Annotated in this window: 15 protein-coding genes; 7 read left to right on the top strand and 8 right to left on the bottom strand. The window is 62.3% G+C overall.

Annotated elements, in window-relative coordinates:
- Positions 1 to 15: 15 nt before the first annotated feature.
- Positions 16 to 1,185, bottom strand: coding sequence for a DUF3095 domain-containing protein (locus tag IB265_RS30505; RefSeq protein ID WP_057251306.1), 1,170 nt, complete (start codon positions 1,183 to 1,185; stop codon positions 16 to 18).
- Between the two features lie 277 nt (positions 1,186 to 1,462).
- On the opposite strand from IB265_RS30505, the gene IB265_RS30500 reads away from it, so the two are divergent.
- Complete coding sequence (locus IB265_RS30500; protein WP_057251307.1) at positions 1,463 to 2,293, top strand: MBL fold metallo-hydrolase; 831 nt, start codon at positions 1,463 to 1,465, stop codon at positions 2,291 to 2,293.
- Here the strand turns inward: IB265_RS30500 and IB265_RS30495 are convergent.
- The 7 genes from IB265_RS30495 to IB265_RS30470 all read right to left on the bottom strand — a co-directional run bounded on the left by IB265_RS30495 (position 2,280) and on the right by IB265_RS30470 (position 10,827).
- Complete coding sequence (locus IB265_RS30495) at positions 2,280 to 3,050, bottom strand: polysaccharide deacetylase family protein (protein WP_057251308.1); 771 nt, start codon at positions 3,048 to 3,050, stop codon at positions 2,280 to 2,282. The genes IB265_RS30500 and IB265_RS30495 overlap by 14 nt on opposite strands.
- Complete coding sequence (locus tag IB265_RS30490; RefSeq protein WP_057251309.1) at positions 3,047 to 4,144, bottom strand: glycosyltransferase family 4 protein; 1,098 nt, start codon at positions 4,142 to 4,144, stop codon at positions 3,047 to 3,049. The genes IB265_RS30495 and IB265_RS30490 overlap by 4 nt, the downstream gene beginning before the upstream one ends.
- Before the next feature lie 69 nt (positions 4,145 to 4,213).
- Complete coding sequence (locus IB265_RS30485) at positions 4,214 to 4,498, bottom strand: hypothetical protein (RefSeq protein ID WP_375293096.1); 285 nt, start codon at positions 4,496 to 4,498, stop codon at positions 4,214 to 4,216.
- Between the two features lie 42 nt (positions 4,499 to 4,540).
- Positions 4,541 to 5,158, bottom strand: coding sequence for a transglycosylase SLT domain-containing protein (locus tag IB265_RS37015; protein ID WP_244495615.1), 618 nt, complete (start codon positions 5,156 to 5,158; stop codon positions 4,541 to 4,543).
- A gap of 87 nt (positions 5,159 to 5,245) precedes the next feature.
- Entirely contained in the window at positions 5,246 to 5,995 is a 750-nt protein-coding gene (locus IB265_RS37010) for a transporter substrate-binding domain-containing protein (RefSeq protein WP_246806098.1), read from the bottom strand.
- 41 nt (positions 5,996 to 6,036) lie between these two features.
- Complete coding sequence (locus IB265_RS30475; protein ID WP_057251310.1) at positions 6,037 to 8,154, bottom strand: mechanosensitive ion channel family protein; 2,118 nt, start codon at positions 8,152 to 8,154, stop codon at positions 6,037 to 6,039.
- A 111-nt stretch (positions 8,155 to 8,265) separates the two neighbouring features.
- Positions 8,266 to 10,827 carry an SH3 domain-containing protein gene (locus IB265_RS30470; RefSeq protein WP_192495628.1) on the bottom strand — a complete coding sequence of 854 codons (2,562 nt, stop codon included), beginning with the start codon at positions 10,825 to 10,827 and terminating at the stop codon, positions 8,266 to 8,268.
- A gap of 472 nt (positions 10,828 to 11,299) precedes the next feature.
- On the opposite strand from IB265_RS30470, the gene IB265_RS30465 reads away from it, so the two are divergent.
- The 6 genes from IB265_RS30465 to IB265_RS30440 all read left to right on the top strand — a co-directional run bounded on the left by IB265_RS30465 (position 11,300) and on the right by IB265_RS30440 (position 16,238).
- On the top strand, positions 11,300 to 11,746 hold the full coding sequence (locus IB265_RS30465) for a helix-turn-helix domain-containing protein (RefSeq protein ID WP_057251312.1): 447 nt from the start codon (positions 11,300 to 11,302) through the stop codon (positions 11,744 to 11,746).
- Positions 11,747 to 11,773: 27 nt separating this feature from the next.
- On the top strand, positions 11,774 to 13,645 hold the full coding sequence (locus IB265_RS30460; protein WP_113133810.1) for an SARP family transcriptional regulator: 1,872 nt from the start codon (positions 11,774 to 11,776) through the stop codon (positions 13,643 to 13,645).
- 32 nt (positions 13,646 to 13,677) lie between these two features.
- Entirely contained in the window at positions 13,678 to 13,899 is a 222-nt protein-coding gene (locus tag IB265_RS30455) for a hypothetical protein (RefSeq protein ID WP_057251314.1), read from the top strand.
- Positions 13,900 to 13,971: 72 nt separating this feature from the next.
- Positions 13,972 to 15,159, top strand: coding sequence for a YcaO-like family protein (locus tag IB265_RS30450; protein ID WP_057251315.1), 1,188 nt, complete (start codon positions 13,972 to 13,974; stop codon positions 15,157 to 15,159).
- Positions 15,156 to 15,881: a TfuA-like protein gene (locus IB265_RS30445; RefSeq protein ID WP_057251316.1), complete on the top strand. Its 726-nt coding sequence runs from the start codon at positions 15,156 to 15,158 to the stop codon at positions 15,879 to 15,881. The genes IB265_RS30450 and IB265_RS30445 overlap by 4 nt, the downstream gene beginning before the upstream one ends.
- A gap of 120 nt (positions 15,882 to 16,001) precedes the next feature.
- Complete coding sequence (locus tag IB265_RS30440; protein ID WP_057251317.1) at positions 16,002 to 16,238, top strand: hypothetical protein; 237 nt, start codon at positions 16,002 to 16,004, stop codon at positions 16,236 to 16,238.
- The last annotated feature ends 574 nt before the right edge of the window (positions 16,239 to 16,812 follow it).

Here is a 16,812-nt window from a genome sequence, read left to right as displayed (position 1 = left end):
ACTTGCGGCGTCTTGCTAGGCGGTGCTTACGCGCGCCAGCGCGGCCTTGAGCTTGCTTGCCGCCACCGCGTAGCCGCCCGACGCGCCGTCGACGAAATGCATGTGATCCCGTGTCATCGGCGTCGGCACGATGCATGTCATCAGCGCCGAATCCTGTTGATGCAGGCCATAGTGCACGACATCTATGGCCTCTGCCTGCCTTAGCCTCGTCTCGATCCGTTCGAGCCGTTCAGTGCTGATGTCGATCGTCATTTTCAGCCCGTCGTCGAACTTGCGGAAATCCGTGTTGTCGGCGAGGTCGCGGCGGTAGCGGTTTGTGTCGAACGAGCCCAGATTCCAGCCCAGCCGGAGGCAAACAAACAGAACCAGCGTCTGCACGGTGATGAAGCAACGGGGAAGAAAGCGCCGTCCTTTCGGCGCCACGGCCCGCGTCTCGGCTTCAATGCCCTTGAAGGAGAACCGTGGCCTCGGCCCAAGTTCGGGAACAGGATGGCCATTGCGTTCTTCCTCGTCGGCCAATGCGACGATATCGGCGATCAACGCCTGAAACTCCGGCCCATTGCCCTTCGGCCCCGGCACGGCGATGATCGAGGCAATGGCGCCGTGGCGGGACTCGATCGGGTTCCAGCGACAGGAAAGCCCGGTGAGGTCGGGCCGGCTGCCAGCCGCCGCGGCGCCGACGGGATAGCGTCCCGCCTTCATCTCCGCTTCGGCCCAACTGGCGCCGCCGCCCGCAAACATCGCGTAGGAAACCTCTTCGCTCGCCTTGAAGCGGGCGACGCGCATATCGAGGCCGTTGGCGCGGATATCGCTGACCGGCACCAGGGCGGCGCGCAATTCGAGCCCGAGTTCCTCAGCGACCCAGGTCTTCACGGCGGCGAGTGCGTCGCGTGCGCGGTCCGTCATCGGCGCCGGCAGCGCGGCGAGCGCGCCGTCTCCCCCGAAAACAAAGGGCATCGACTTTTCTTCGAGCGCGTTCATCAACGCCGAAATGACGCTGGCGCCTGCCATGTTCACAGTTTTGTAGCGGCCTTCGGCGATCGCGCCGGTGGAGTTGACGATGTCGGCAACGGCGAGAAGCCAGCCGTCCGGCAGCGGACGATAATTCGCCTCGTCCGCGACCCCTTCGAACGCATCGAAGAGAGGTACGCTGTCATAGAACCGCCCGTCTGCTGCCTCAACCATGCGTGACCTGTTCCCTACGTTACTGCGTTCGATAAATAATCCACGTAACAGCGCAAGGAAAAGTTTCATGTGCTGTTGCGAAGGCCTCGCCATCGATCCGGCGCCCCCCGCTGAAATGCGGTTTCGTCGGACGATTTCCAACCGGGCGCTCTTGGCGACGCTAAGGTTACTTTCCAAATAATAACCCATGGCATTGCAGGGGTGTGGCCATTGTGCTTGTTTAACAGTCACACAAGGATCAAAATGGTCCGAGCGTGCGTAGTGAAGCCGAAACTGAATGCGTGACGACAACTTTCGAGTGCGGTTCTGGGGCGTAAGAGGAAGTTTGCCGGTATCCGGCCAACAATACGTCGCCTATGGGGGAAATACATCCTGCATCGAGATTCGATGCGGCAAGGATGTATTGCTCTTCGATGCGGGGTCGGGGTTGCGCGAGGCCGGTTACTCGCTGATCGCCGAAGGCATCGACCAATTCGACCTTTTCTTCACCCACAGCCACTATGACCACATCATCGGCCTTCCCTATTTCAAGCCGATCTACAAGTGTCAGAACTCGGTACGCTTCTGGTCCGGCCATCTGCACGGCACGATGACCACGAAGGAAATGATCCGCGACTTTATGCGCCCACCGTGGTTCCCAGTGGACCCGGATATCTGTCAGGCAAGCCTCGACGGCCTGGATTTCAAACCCGGTGACGTGCTGACGCCACGGGCGGGAATCACGGTCCGCACGGCAAGCCTCAGGCATCCGGGCGGCTGTGTCGGGTACCGCGTCGAATGGAACGGGCGCGCCGTCGCACTCGTCTACGACACCGAGCACGAGCCCGGCATTCTCGATCCCGCGGTTCTCGATCTGATCGCCGGCTGTGATCTGATGGTCTACGACTGCACCTATCTCGAAAGCGAGATGGATCATTTTCAGGGCTTTGGGCACTCGACCGGCATGCATGGCGCCCGGCTGGCGATGGCCGCCGGTGTCAAGCATCTCGCCATGTTCCATCACGATCCGTCCCGCACCGACGAGGCGCTGGCCGCGATGGAACGCGACGTTCAGGCGACGTTCGCCGGCGCCTTTGCCGCCCGCGACGGACAGATCATCGAGCTGTAATCTCGCGGCCGGCAAGCCAACGGCAGGCCGGATGTCCGCTGGTCGCCGCAAAGAGCTTTTCGAGGAATGTCCAGACGCCCTCGTCGTGAACGAGGTGATGCGTCAGCACGCCGATCGTGCGGCCCTTCTGCTCCGCTCTCTCCTCGACGTCGCCGGTCACCTGCCGAAGCCTCGCAATGATGTCGGAGACGATCAGTGCATGGTCGCGGCAACCGCGCGTCCCGCGCCAATCCATGACATCGACATGCGTGTTGACGAGCTTGAACGGCGATGGTTTCTCCGGCCCGAAGACCGAGAGCACCTTGAAACCGATGTCGGGCAAGCCGTCGAGAAGCGTGTTGTCGATCCGGTTCCACGGGGGAACGAGCATCGGCACGAAGCCGCCCGGGAAGAGCGTCCGCAAGCGGTCATAGCCGAGTTCGAGTTCGTGGAGCACCGTGGCGCGCGGCCGGTGCGCGCCAAGCTCCTGCTTCTTTTCCGAAGGCGGCGCATGATTGCGATGCGCCCACCCGTGCACGGCAATGCTGACATCTGCGAGCCCGCCAAGGCGGCGCGCGAGCGCCTCGCCGGTCTGGGCTGGCGGAACGGCCAAAACGACCGGAAGAGCGTGTCGGTCGACCAGCGACAGCAGCCGATCGAGCGCCCGCGTCGGCTCGGCTGCGTCGTCGTCACGCAGCCAGAAATCCACCGGCCGTCCCGACGCTTCAATGCGATCGAGCTCCGCAGCAAGGCGCTGCCAATGGATTTCCTCTGTCATTTCGGCGTCTCCAGAAATTCATCGAAAATCGAGCGAAGCCGTAGGGCGGCTGCCGGAAACGAGCGCTCCTCATGAACGAACCGTCGGGCGGCTGCGCCCAATCGCCTGCGGCCGGCCGGATCCTCGATCAGGTCGCGCACCGCCGCCGCATAGGCGCCGATATCCCCGTCCGGCGTCAGCAGCCCAGTCTCGCCGTCTCTCACCACTTCCGGCACGCCGGCCGTTCGTTGCGCAACGACCGGCAGGCCCACAGCCTGCGCTTCGAGATAGGCAAGCCCGTAGGCCTCGCCGCAGCCGGGCCACACGTAGAGATCAGTGCTGGCAAGAATATCCGGCAGGTCGGCTGCATCCTTTTCGCCAAGCCACATCAATCGCTCGGGAGGCAAAGTCGCAAAGGCCCCGATGACCTCGTCGCGGCAAGGTCCGTCGCCGACGATCGTCAAGGTCCAGGCGGCGTCGGCAACACGCGTCAGCGCCTGCGCCAGCATGCGGTAGCTATTCATCTTGTCGCCGCTGCGCATCATCGCGACCACGACCAGCCGGCAGGGGGCATCGGCTGATGGCTTGCTCTCAATGAACGGCGCAGCGTCGATGAACGGCGCAAGCATCGCGTGGCGGCATGAGGGAGCGGCTTCAAGAAGGCCGTCGCGGTCGCGGCGCGTCAGGCAGATGTTGACGGCCGCCTGCGAAATCCCCGCAAGAACATGGCGTTGGGCAATCGCGCGGACACCTTCATTCCGCCGCATCGAGTATGACGCTTCCGCCGTCGCATAGGGAATGGAGAACTCGCCCGCGAGCCCGGGGCCGAGAAGGTCGGGCGCCTTGTAATAGGGATGGTAGCAGAACCAGAGATCGGGAACGCCCTCGCTCTGCCAGAGTGTCCGAAGGCGCGCGGTTTCGGTTTCCGCCGCAAGCTCAAGTTCGCGGAAATCCTGATCCGATGGCTTGGCCATGAAACTGCGCAGATCCGATGCAATCGCAACCTCGTGCCCACCGATCCGCAGTGCCGCGATCAGCATGCGGGCCATCAGCCGGTCGCCTGACGGCACCGGGTGATCGGGCGATTTCAGCGGTGCATAAAAGGCGATCTTCATCCGCAGCGAGCTATCGTGCCTCCGCCCGAGACTGTCAACCAATGGGTTTCCGTACGCACAACCGGTTCGTCAGTCGATCGGCAGATCATAGTAATCGCGTCGGATAAGTCTAAGCGTGCGATCCGGTTCAATGACGTAGGTCTCCTGAACGAAACTGTTGCCGCTCGTGAAGCGGTGCGGGACGATGCTGCCCACCGGCGCCTTCGTCAGCTTCGTGCGGGGCTGTCCACCATAGGTGATGCTGCCCGGGATCGGCTCGATATCTGGCGTGGTACAGCCGGAGAGCATCAGAGCGAAAAGGCAAAGAAAGGCTGCCGACCGCCTCACAGGCGAGTTGCATTTCATAGCGACCATTTCGAGACCTCCACATCTCGCGAGAACACGTGCGCCGCACGCCTATGGCGCGGTGGCCGCCGACCTGTTTTCGACTTTCGCCGCGACCGCGTCAGCGTCATGGGCGTCCAGCAGGCTGTAGGCCACATAGTACTTATAGATGTTGCTGACATATTGAACCGTCTCGCGCCCGACGATCGCGGCGGCGGCATTTTCGACATTGCCGAACCAGAGGTTCGGATCGAGCCCCATATCCTTGGCCTTTGCCCGGAACTTGCGCAGGTTCCCAGGCCCGGCATTGTAGGCCGCGAAGGCAAACAGCAACTGATCTCGCGGGGTCACGGCCGGGTCGTTGATATAGGTATCGACGAGGAAGCGCAGATACTTGGATCCAGCTTCGACATTCAGATTCTCGTCCTTGTCGATGCCGTGGATGTTGACCGCCTTGTCCGCTGCGGTCGACGGCAGGAGCTGCATGATGCCGACAGCACCGCGATGGCTGCGCCTGGACTGATCAAGTTGTGATTCCTGGTATCCTTGCGCCATCAGCATCAGGTGGTCGAAGGAATAGGTCTTTCCGTGATTGCGGAAGATCTCGACCAGCACTTTGAAGCGTTCGACATCCGCCGGATCATAGGCGCGCTTCAGCATCTTGTCGCCCTTGTAGTAGGTGTTCTTCAAGATGTTGCCGAAGGTGGTGCCGACCTTGTGAGACTTGACGAAGTCGTCGAGGACGGCCTTGAGCTTCGGGCTGTCCTTGCGGATCGCTCAGGCGATTTCGCCATGATCGGACACAGCAATGTCCTCCCGCACCTTGAGGTCGGTGAAGACCTTCGACCAGATGTTCGCCTTGTACATATCGACGACCGTCCACGGCAGCAGGCCGGCATTGATCATCTCCAGGACGTCTTCGTCCTCCAGGTTCTCATCCATGTCCTTCAAGACAACAGGCGGGCGGCCGGACTTCTCGAAACCGGCACTGAGGGCCGCAAGGTGCTCGTAGTAGCTGCTCGAGCGGCGCACATGGATTTCCTGTCCGCTCAGGTCATCAAGACTGGCGATTGCGGGCGCGGATGGGCCGGTGACGAGAACCTCCCTGGCTTCGTCGTAGAGCGGCGCCGTGAAATCCATCTTGGCAAGCCGTGTTTCGGTGATCGTCAGGTTCGCCATGACGATATCGCCGAGACCTTCTTCCAGCGCCGACAGAAGTCTCGCCCGCGGCATCGGTACGAAACCGACGCGAATCTTGTCGGTCTGCTTCTTGCGGTCCTTGTTGAGCTCGTTTTCGAGCGCCGTCCCAAATTCAACAGCCGTGCCCAATTGCTGGCCGCGGTCGATAAAATAGATCGTCTTGCTGAACGGTACGATGATGCGGATCACACGTCGCTTTTCCATCCCGTCGAAGTCGTCCGTGTGCGGAGCGAGCATCGACCGAACGAATTGCTCGTTCGATTGCGCCAAGGCGCTGCCGCCCGCGAAGAACACGAGAAGCAAGATCCCGAACAGAACGCGTTTCATGGTCGGCCTCCCCCGCCCCTGGAAAACCTGTTGGCGAAATCCTATTCCTGCGGCGGGCCACCTTCGCCGAGCGCTGCTGCGGCATTCTTCTTGGCTATGGCATCACGGGTCGCGGCAGCGGCCGCCGCAGCTTGCTGCTGCTCGTCGCCCGCCACCTGCACCGTCGGCGAAGCGAAATTGATGCCGTTTTCCTTGAAGGCTTCCTTGATCATGACCTGGGCCCGACGTCTGACCTGGGTCTGATTTCCCGGCTTCGTCTTCATGGCGAAGCTGAGCGTCATCCCATAATCGCCAAACTGTTCGACGCCTTTCATCTTGACCGTTTCCAGGATCAACGGCCCCAGTTCGGGATCCTCGAGCAGCTTGGCCCCGATACCTTTCACCACCTTCTTTACCTTCGCCACATCGGTATCGAACGAAACGTTGATCATGAATTTGTCGATCACCCAGTCGCGGCTCATGTTCTGGACCGCACCCAGCGAGCCGAACGGCACGGTAAAGACCGGGCCCCGATGGTGCCGGAGCTTGACCGAGCGAATGCTGAAGGATTCGACCGTGCCCTTGTAGCTGCCGCTCTGGATATATTCGCCCACCCGGAATGCGTCATCCGTCATGTAGAAGATGCCGCTGATGACGTCCTTGACCAGCGACTGCGATCCGAAGCCGAGTGCGACACCGAACACGCCGGCGCCGGCGATCAGCGGACCGATTTCGACGCCGAGGCCGGAGAGAACCATCAGTACCGCCACGACGGCGATGAAAATCGCGAGGAAGTTGCGCAGGATCGGCAACAGGGTCAGCATGCGCGTGTTGCGAGCCAACTCCGCCGGATCGTTGGCCGCCGCATGCGCCTGCGTCAGGCGCAGGCTGATGAAACCCTTCACCAGTTGCCAGACGAGATCCGCCGCCAGCAGAATGACGACGCCGGCGAGCGCCCCGCGGAAAATCCGATTGAAAACATCATCATGCATCATCGCCGTCGCGTTGACCTTGAACACGACTCCCAACCAGGCGGCCGCGAGGGCGATGATCAGCAGACGGGCGCCCCGCTCGATCAGGACGTTGCGCATCACCCTGAGATCATCGGCGGCGTCGGCGTCCAGCATCGTCTTCGTGAAGGCGCTGGTGAAGCGCAGCAGTGGCGGCAGGCCAATCACATAGAGACCGATCCAGAACAGGACCTCCATGCCCGCGACCCAGAGCAGCCACAGCACGATGAGGAAAGCGACCAGCAGCACATTGCTAACCACGCGGCGCGAGCCGGAAACCGCGCCAATAGGTCGCCGCAAAGCCGTTGCGATCGCCAGGACCAGGACTCCGAGCCCGAGGATCGCCGTAACCAGTTCGCGCACATCCGCGGATATGGCAAGCGCCAACATCGCATCACCGACGCCCCAGACGAGCGCGGCGGCACTGATCAGCCAGAGAGAATGACGATACCAGAAGCCTGCCTCGTCTGCGGTCAGAGACAGATAGCCGCCACGGGCGTCGGCGCTCTCCTCGCCTTCGCGACCACCTTTCAGGACGGCGGATGCGATGATCATCAGCAGGCGAGCGCCGATCCAGGCTCCAAGCAGCGGCGCGATCGTCGCCTCAAGCAGCTTTGGCCATTCTGCGAAGGCAAGCACTGACATGCTGGCGGCAGCAAAGACGACGAGCGGCAGAACGCGTGCCAACATGGTCCGCGCCGGTCCTGCCAACGCGGCCCCTTGCAGGCTACGCCGCAACAGCCAGCGCAGCAGATATTCGGCACCGTAGCCGATCAGGAGAATGAAGAAGAAGCCCTTGAGAACGGGCGCCCTGCCGTGGCTCTCCATCACGCCGGCCAGCCGATCCCGCCCCGCCTGCATTTCCGGTAGAACGCGCGGCACGGCATCGCGAATGCCGGTCAGCCGCCGCCTGATCTCGGCGGTCCAGCGCGCGACGACGCCCGCAGCCGGCGCTTGGGCAGCCGGTGCCGGAGCCGGCTTCGCCGACAGCCATTGCTTCACTTCCGGGTCATCAAGAAGCTGGATCAATTGCTGAACCTTCGCAGGCGGAGCTGCGGGCACCGCCTCCTGCGCAAACCCCTCGGAAACGGGACAGAAAATAATTGAAAGAAACGCAAGAAGGCCGAATACCGGCCCCAGAAAACGACGCGACGACCCGACACAGCCCATTCTTACCACCCCCAGGGATCATGCCGGCCCCGACCGGCACGATTCTCAACTTTTACAAATGCTAACATACCTGTAGGCGGTTCTACCAACGCCCTTTCGCCGCGCCGCGGATCAACGACGACGGAAGCCGCCGCCCCCATGGAAGCCTCCCCCACCGTGGAAGCCCCCGCCTCCCTGAAAACCGCCGCCACCGTGGAAACCGCCTCCCTCGAAGCCACCGCCACCAAAGCCACCCGGGCGATCAAAACCACCACCTCCACTGCTCGGGAAATTCAGCGGCCGCTGATCGAAGGACTGACGCTCGAAGGAACGCTGGTTGCCGAGCTGTCGGCCGATATTGTCGATGGCCAGATGATCGGGTGCGCGGTCCAGAGTCCGGGTGCCTGCCCCCTGGCCGGATCCGATCCGCTGGTTCAGGTTTTGGACGGCGTCCGGATGATTGGCGGAAAACTGTTCGCCCGCCTTGGCCCTGTCCTGGATGGAAGGCTTGTCGATCGGCTGCCAGCCGTCAGGCGTGTGCTTCTGCCATTGCCCGTCGTCGCGGCGATAGACGTTTCCGTCGCGCCCGGCGTAGACGTCGCCACCCTTGCCGCCGGCGACGAAACCATGGTTGCCGTCTGACGTGCGCCAACGGGCACCCGCGCCGGCCGCAGTCGAACCGCCGGAAATGCGCGCAAAGTCGGAACCGTGCTTGACGGATGCCGTTCCCCAGCTCCCGTAGACATTGTGTCCGCCACGCGCGATCGCCGCGTTGCCGGTGCGCGGATTGTAGGCGGCGACGAAGCCCCGGTCACCGTTCGGCCCGTAGCCGACAGCGCCTCGCATGTAGGTACCGGTGCGCGGATTGTAGGCTGCACCGGCGGCGATGCCGCGATAGGGGCCATAGGCATAGCCGTAGCGGCCGAACGTTCCGACAGCCGGGTTGTAGAACGCACCGACGCCATAGGTCACGGGACGCGGATAATAGGGCCAGTAGCCGCCGCCAGCCCAGCCATAGTCCCAATAATCGTCATAGTACCAGCCGGTGCCGTAGACGAAGGTATCCCAGGCGAGATAGGCACCGAGATAGCCCATCGTGTAGCCGAACCAGACCGCGTCGGGCTCGGTCTCGTAGATCCGTACATAGGTGGCGTTGTAGACGGGCGAGGATGGCGGGATCTTGTAGATCTCGTCGGGCACCGCCTTGGCGACGCTGAAGGGTCCGGTCGGCGCATCGCCGACGAACCAGATACCGTCCTTCACGACAAAATACTTGTCACCGACCTTGATGACGGTCTCGTTGGTGTTGACGGCGTAGGTCAGCGAGGTGCCGTCGATCTTCTCGAATTTCGGATCGCCACTATAGGTCACGTCCACCGTGACCGACCCGTCGAGCGCCACACGCGCCTTTTCGGGGATGCTTGCCTTCAGCCGCGCTTCGGCGTTTTCGGACGTGCCTGGAACGGACGAGCGCACCGTGTAATAGGCGGCGTCCTGCGGGATATTCTGGAAATCTTCGGGAAGCTTGGGCGTCGCGAAAGTCCACGGACCGTCGAGGGAAGAGCTCGCAAACCAGCGACCGGAGACGAGAATGTACCAGTTGGAATCTGCATCGCGATAGAAGACGTCGCTCTCGCTGTTGGTCGCAACCTTGAGCCCGGTGCCGGGCACCTGCTCCAGCTTCGGCTCGCCGTCGAAGACGAGCAACTCGGAGGGCTTGTCCGAATAGATGACGTCAGGCACCGCGGCCTTGTCCGCTTGCGGCGGGATAGTCGCCTTGGCATCCTTCCAGTTGTCGTCGTCCGGAAGCTTGCCGAAAATGTCCGGCAGGGACGCTGCAGGCTGCCACCCCGAGGCCAGGTCCTTCGATTGCAGCCACGCCTTGTCGTCGCGCAGATAATAGGCGCTGTCCGCATCGACCTTGAACAGGTCCCAATTGGTGTTGACCGCGAAGGACAGGCCTTCGACACCCTTGACCGGCGCGAACACCGCCTTGCCGTCGGTCTGCAGCAGCACCGCCGGCGCCTTGCTGACGAAGATCGGCGGCGGGTCGGCCTTCAGCCCCTCGACATTGCCGAGCCGCTCGTAGTCCGCCAGGCTCGCCGTCAATTTGTCTTCCGAAACCGTGATGGTTCCGACCGGCATCAGCTTGCCGACCTCGAGGGCGAGATCCGCCAGTTCCTTCCGGTCGAGGACGGAAAAATTGATCTCCGTCATCTTGATGTCCGATACGACGACCTGGCCGGATGCGCTGTCGGCGTCGGTCATGCCGGTCACCCCGATGACGCCATAGATCGGCTTGGCATCGTCGGACTGCTTGTATTCGGCGGCGATCAACGCATCGAGATCGGTGAAGTCCTTCCAAGCGTTGATCTGAGGCTGGTAGAGCGTAATGGTCGCGCCGATGTCGGTCTTGAAGGCGCGTGGCCAGCCGAGCCCCTTGGGATCGGCATCGTTCAGATACTTGCCGCTGACGAAGCCGTTCTGGCCATTGAAGCTCACCGCGCACCATGTGCCGCCATCGTCGCATTCCTTGACGTCGACTTCCGCGCCTTCCGCAATCGTGCCGAGGCTGTCGAAGGCGGTGCCCGGCCCTTCCCGGAAATTGACGGACGCGTTTGTCGTAGCCGGACCGGCCTCGGCCGGAACGGAGGCAATCACGAAAAGGGTCAAGGCCAGGGTCAATCTGCGCATCACGGTTCTCCGGCGTCTAGCAGCAATCCGAACCGAGACCGTGCTGTCGCCGCCTGTGCCACGTTGTTGGCAGGTGAGGAGCGGACATCGGACCGGTATGATCGCAGCATCTTCGGCATCGGGGGCAGCACAAGTACGTAACAGTAACGGCGACCGTAACAGGCCGTTGAAAAGGGACGATGAGGCCCGGGCATGAGCCTCCCTTCGGGCCGCCGAACGCAGATTGACGCAGGATCGATTCGCATGGGGCCGCCTCGCATTTTGGCGCGATCGAGACAACGTGACGCACGCGACCCGCCACAATTCGCGCGCTTGCGCCCCGGTGACGGCAGCATCGCCCGGCCCATCCCCTGGAAAACCGGGACGGCGCCGCAAATCTCCGCGTTTTAGCCCGTGGTGATTGCATCAGGGGATTTATTCAAGCAAACTCATATGTATGATTTGACCATTCCTACGTGCGGAGGAAATACAAGTGAACACAAAAGCCCCCAGCCAGATTGATGTCTTTGTCGGTTCCCGCGTCAGGATGCGTCGGTTGATGGCCGGGTTGAGCCAGGAAAAGCTGGCCGACGGTCTCGGGATCACATTCCAGCAGGTTCAAAAGTACGAAAAAGGCACCAACCGCATCGGCGCCAGCCGCCTCCAGGCGATCGCCGATATCCTCGGCGTGCATCCAAGCTTCTTCTTCCAGGAAGGCGACGACGCCGCTGCCCGCAACGGCGACACGACGCGCGAGCCGAGCGAAATCTCCTCTTTCGTTTCGTCGAAGGAAGGCATCGCTCTCAACCGCGCCTTCCTGAAGATCACCGATCCGGTGCTGCGCAAGAAGATCATCTCGCTCGTCGCCGCCGTCGCCCAGACGCCCGAGACGGAGAGCACCCGTACAGGAACCAGCCACGCCCAGGATCTGCACGGATAATCGTGTGCACCCGACAGGAATGACCGGATGACATTCAGACTGCAGACCCTCGGGCGCTTGCGTCTCGTCGATAAGGACGGGCGCGAAGTGACGTTCCCGGAGAAGGGTCTGCTTATCCTTTGCTATCTGATCGTCGGCGGATATCGCGAACAATCGAGAAACGACATCGCCAAGCTGTTGTGGGACGAAGTCGTTCCCAGTCAGGCCTTCGTCAATCTGCGCAAGACGATCTCCCGGATTAGTGCACGGCAGGACGAACTCGGCTGTCATTTCCTGAGCTTCTCTCCATCGTCGGTCGGACTCGACGTCGATCGACTGCAGAGCGACCTGGACGAAATCAGTCGTGATCCGGGCGATGCGCTCAACCGCTTCCAACTGGCAGCAACGACATTCCAGGAGGACTTTCTCAAGGACCTGAAGTCCCAGGGGCAAGCGCTGCACGGCTGGATCGAACGGCAGCGCGGCGAACACATGACGCTCTTGCGCGAAAGTCTCATCGCAGCCGCGCCGGAAGCGGCGAAGAGTCATCGCAAGCTGGTCAAGGCCGCGGCAGCGCGGCTCCTCGAGCGCAATCCGCTCGACGAGGAGGTGCGCAAGATCCTGACCCAGGTGTTTCAGCTGGAAGGCAATCACCTGGAAGCGAGAGCACTTGCACACAGCAATGCGCCGGCCGTTCCGGCGATCGCGGAATGGCGGCCAGCCTCGACGATCTTTGCGCCGGCCTCCGAGGCGGCCGCGGACTTGCGTCCGCCGCGCGTCGTGCTGCTGCCGCCGAGCAACGGAGCGATCGACAGTCCCGCCACCCAGTTTGCTGGCGCCTTGATCGAGGACGTCACCATCGGCCTTTGCGCGCTTCGTTCGGTTTCGGTCATCGCCCCCTACACGGCCGCGCAGATCAGCCTCCAGGCCGACAAGGCAAACACCTACCAGAAGCACGCCATCAGCTACATCCTCGACACTCGCCTGACGGACGAGGGCAGCCGGCTGACGCTATTCACGCAGCTGATCTTTTTTGCCAATGACGAAGTGATCTGGGCTGACCGCTTCAACCTCGACGGCGACGGACTGATGACCTCCAGGCGAGAGATCGCACGCCAGATCGCCTATGCCATCGCCAGCCAGGTGGAACGCAACGAGGCGCATCGCAAGACCTACGAAACCAATGTCGGCTCCTATCGCAGCTTCCTACTGGGGCAGCGCTATCTCAAGCAGCTGAACCTTCCGGAAGTGCGGCGCGCTCGCAAGAGTTTCCGTGAATCGCTGTACGAGAATTCCGACTTTGCGCCGGCGATGAGCGGGCTGGCGCGCAGCTACTTCTTCGAGTGGCTGTTGACGGCGCGTGGTGACAGCGAGTTGCTGGCGCTTGCGGAAAGGCATGCGCGCGACGCGGTGGGGGCCGATGACACGCTGGCAACGGGCTATCGCGAGCTCGGTGTCGTCAAGCTCTATCTGAGACAATTCGATGAGAGCATGGAATACCATGACAAGGCGGAGGCGCTCAGCCCGCAGCATGCCAACGTGATCGCGAGCTATGCCGACACGCTGGTGCAGGCCTCGCGTCCGGAAGGTGGTCTACGCAAGATCCAGGCGGCACTCGACCTCAACCCGATCGCACCGGATGAATATTTCTGGACTGCAGCCGGCGCCAGCTATTCGCTTGGCCAGTACGAGCAGGCGATCGCCTATATCGAGCGTATGCGCGATCCGACGCCTGCAGACCGGTTGTCGGCGGCGAGTTGGGGCATGCTTGGCAACAGGAAAAAGGCCCGCCAATTCGTCCGCAAGACATTCGACGTACATCCGGATTTTGATCTCGACAAATGGATGGCCATCGTTCCCTTCAGGGAAGAGTGGCAGCGAGTCCACTATTGCGAGGGCCTGCGCAAGGCAGGTTTCTGACGTCTTCATTCAGCGAAAGCCAGGAGGGGTAAATGGCGAAAGTGGTGGTAATTGGCGTGGCGGGCGACGACAGGCTCTGGATGGCGGATCTGGACGCGGGAACGGTGACGCAAATTCCGACGCCGACGCAGGGGCCGCTGGCAGCGGCCAACGATCTGCGCGTCAACGGTGGCGCAACGGTGCACAAGGGCGTGAACCTCGCTGTGGTGGCGGCCTCGTCCGGTTCGGTTTCCGGCGGGTTCATGGACGGCTAGCGCCGACACGTGGCGCAAGTCACCGGAATTGATCGGCCGTCGGATGATTGCTTCGGTTATCCGACGGCCGGTATGCTTTCATACAGCGATCGTGCCTGTCCGTCCGAAGAGACCCTTCGGCGCATCGAGCCGCTTTTGCCGACATTCGGCGTCAGCAGGCTTGCGCGCCTGACCGGGCTCGACAAGATCGGGATCCCGGTCTGGAGCGCCATATCCCCGAACGCGCGGTCGATCGTCATCAATCAAGGAAAAGGCATCACCGACAACGACGCCAAGGTTTCGGCCGCCATGGAGGCGATCGAACGCGCCGTTGCCTGCGCGCCGGCAGTGCCGACCAGAATGGCGACGCGGCGGGCATTGTGCGAAAGCGGCGATCGGGCGTTGACGCTTCCCGGTCTGGTCGCGACGGGCGAGCCCGATCTCGGCGACGATGAGACGGTCGCCTGGCTTCGCGGATTCGATCTCGCAGACGGAACTACCACATGGGCGCCGCTTCATGCGACCACCCTCGACCGAACCATCGAGGGCTGCCGATACTGGCAATCCTCCGATGGCCTTGCCTCCGGCAACACCGAGACCGAAGCCATCCTGCATGGCTTGCTCGAGCGGATCGAGCGCGACGCCGAAACGCTCTGGCGCCTGCTGCCGCTAAGCGGAAAGCTCGCGACGTGCATTGATCCGGCATCGTTCGAGGACCCGCTCCTCGACCAGATGGCGCGGCAGATCACGGCTTGCGGCCTGAACCTGCGTCTCTTCGACATGACCAGCGACGTCGCCGTCCCCTGTTATGCGGCGACACTTGCCGATGCTGGCATTCTGACCGCGCGGCAACCTCGGTACCACGACGTGACAATCGGCCACGGTGCGCACCTGGTGGCGCGCAGAGCCGCCATCCGCGCCGTGACGGAGGCGGCCCAGTCAAGGCTCACCTATATCAGCGGCGCCCGCGACGACGTCTTTCCCGAGACCTTTATCCGCCCCCTTCCGGGCGAGACGCGGCGCCTGTTCGAGGCGGTCCCGCAACGGAAAACGACGATCCCCACAGGTGCCGAGGGCGGACTGCCCGCGCTGCTGCGCTTCTTGATGCAGCGGCTCAGGGAGGCGCGTATCCGCTCGGTTGTGGTCGTACCGCTGGTGGAAGAAGGGGCCGTGCCGTTCTCTGCCGTCAAGGTTCTCGTTCCGGGCCTGGAAAACCCCGATGGGCTGCGCAAGCGCCGTTTCGGAGAGCGGGCGCTGGCACGCGCACTGGAGGTCGGATGAAGATCGTCTTCGTCGGGCCGACCCTGCCGGACGCGCGCCGCGTTGCGGGCGCCGCCATCACGCTCCAGCCGCCTGCCATGCAGGGCGACATTCTCCGCGCGACCAAGCGTGGTGCAACGGCTATCGGTCTGATCGACGGCAACTTTGAACAGGTCGCGCCGGTCTGGCACAAGGAGATCCTCTACGCACTGACGCAAGGCGTTCAGGTTTTCGGGGCAGCCAGCATGGGCGCGCTTCGCGCTGCCGAATGCGCTCCCTTCGGCATGACGGGCATCGGCGAGATCTATCGGCAATATGCGCAAGGCGAGCGAGTGGACGATGCCGATGTCGCCCTGATCCATAGTCCGGCTGAGCTTGGATACCTGCCGCTGACCTTGCCGCTCGTCAATGTGGACGTGACCCTCAGACGCCTGGCGGATCGCCAGCTGCTTTCTGTTGAAGCGGTGGCGGCGGTCCGCGCCGCGGCAGCCGGCGTCTTCTACAAGGAGCGCACCTGGGCCGCGGTTGTCGAGCGCGCACGCCTTCCCGCCGGTACAGACCGCACGTGTCTCGCAGACCTGCTTGCCGCCGAATTCGTCGATCAGAAACGTATCGATGCGCTGCTTCTGCTCGACGCACTGCACAACGCGCCGAACCAACGAACGGTTGTGGTGCGAGACTGGGAATTCAATTCTACCAGCATGTGGAAGAGGTTGTCCGGTCAACCTGACGCCTCATCTTAAGCGCGCGGTTTTCCCATACAACGTGTGTCACGCTCATGTCACGCGCACTGCCGCGCAGTCACGCTATGATTGGTCACGCTGAACTGGATCTGGCTGATCCATAGGGAGCTGGGGAAAATCATGCTGTCTTCATTTGCTGTACCGGTGGAACCGGAAGACAAGGAGAAGGAGCTACTGGCATTGGCTCGCCTTGTCACCTATGCGCGAGACTCCGCCAAGACCCTCAATGTCGAAGGTGTGCAATACTGTCTCGAGCTGGCGCTCGCATCGCTGCTCAAGGAGGCAGAGGAATGGGGAGACAAGCGCGCACATCTGACCAACGAACTGCTGACGCGACCGAGCCTCGGCCGCTGCTGAGGCCAGCAAGTTCGGGTGTTCTGCGTCCAGAATTGCGCAGCCGTGAAGGATCGTCCTCCGTCTTCCGGAACGATGGAATGATCTGATCAACCCAATCGTTACAACGCCCTGTTTTGCAGAAAAGCAAAACGGGGCTTTTCATTTTCCGCCTGCAAGCGAGTTCGCCTGCTGCGATGTGCACGGCGCGGCTTAAGGTGACGGCATTGCAGCTCCGCCGCTGCGTCACCGGGCAGTCGTCGGTATTTCAATTTCCACGCGAGGGCACGCTCGCCAGGGCGAGATGGAAGGGGACGGACGGAATTTCCCCGGAACCTCGGCCCGTTCGAATGTTTGCTTCGCCTGACGCTCAGAATTTAGTCCATAATTTCCATAGATATTATTGAATAATCAGCGCCGCCGGTTAGGCTTGAACCACTCGACACAAGCGGGGATGCCATGAGCCAACGCCGTTCAACGACCAGCGTTTTGTCGCGCAGCACCCCCTTGCGGCCAATAGGCACTGCGGCTGCTGCCGCATCCGCCGGCCTCACCCGAAGTCCTTCGATGTGCCCCTGCTCGCTCCGCTTAATCCGCG

This window comes from Ensifer sp. ENS10, from assembly GCF_014852025.1.
GTDB lineage: Bacteria > Pseudomonadota > Alphaproteobacteria > Rhizobiales > Rhizobiaceae > Ensifer.
Note: the sequence above shows the minus strand (reverse complement) of the source record. Positions and strands in the feature narration are given on the sequence as shown.

Coding starts and splice junctions, on each gene's coding strand:
- IB265_RS30505 (WP_057251306.1), bottom strand. CDS start 1,185: ATGGTTGAGGCAGCAGACGGGCGGTTCTATGACAGCGTACCTCTCTTC.
- IB265_RS30500 (WP_057251307.1), top strand. CDS start 1,463: ATGCGTGACGACAACTTTCGAGTGCGGTTCTGGGGCGTAAGAGGAAGT.
- IB265_RS30495 (WP_057251308.1), bottom strand. CDS start 3,050: ATGACAGAGGAAATCCATTGGCAGCGCCTTGCTGCGGAGCTCGATCGC.
- IB265_RS30490 (WP_057251309.1), bottom strand. CDS start 4,144: ATGAAGATCGCCTTTTATGCACCGCTGAAATCGCCCGATCACCCGGTG.
- IB265_RS30485 (WP_375293096.1), bottom strand. CDS start 4,498: ATGGTCGCTATGAAATGCAACTCGCCTGTGAGGCGGTCGGCAGCCTTT.
- IB265_RS37010 (WP_246806098.1), bottom strand. CDS start 5,995: ATGAAACGCGTTCTGTTCGGGATCTTGCTTCTCGTGTTCTTCGCGGGC.
- IB265_RS30475 (WP_057251310.1), bottom strand. CDS start 8,154: ATGGGCTGTGTCGGGTCGTCGCGTCGTTTTCTGGGGCCGGTATTCGGC.
- IB265_RS30470 (WP_192495628.1), bottom strand. CDS start 10,827: ATGCGCAGATTGACCCTGGCCTTGACCCTTTTCGTGATTGCCTCCGTT.
- IB265_RS30460 (WP_113133810.1), top strand. CDS start 11,774: ATGACATTCAGACTGCAGACCCTCGGGCGCTTGCGTCTCGTCGATAAG.
- IB265_RS30455 (WP_057251314.1), top strand. CDS start 13,678: ATGGCGAAAGTGGTGGTAATTGGCGTGGCGGGCGACGACAGGCTCTGG.
- IB265_RS30450 (WP_057251315.1), top strand. CDS start 13,972: ATGCTTTCATACAGCGATCGTGCCTGTCCGTCCGAAGAGACCCTTCGG.
- IB265_RS30445 (WP_057251316.1), top strand. CDS start 15,156: ATGAAGATCGTCTTCGTCGGGCCGACCCTGCCGGACGCGCGCCGCGTT.
- IB265_RS30440 (WP_057251317.1), top strand. CDS start 16,002: ATGCTGTCTTCATTTGCTGTACCGGTGGAACCGGAAGACAAGGAGAAG.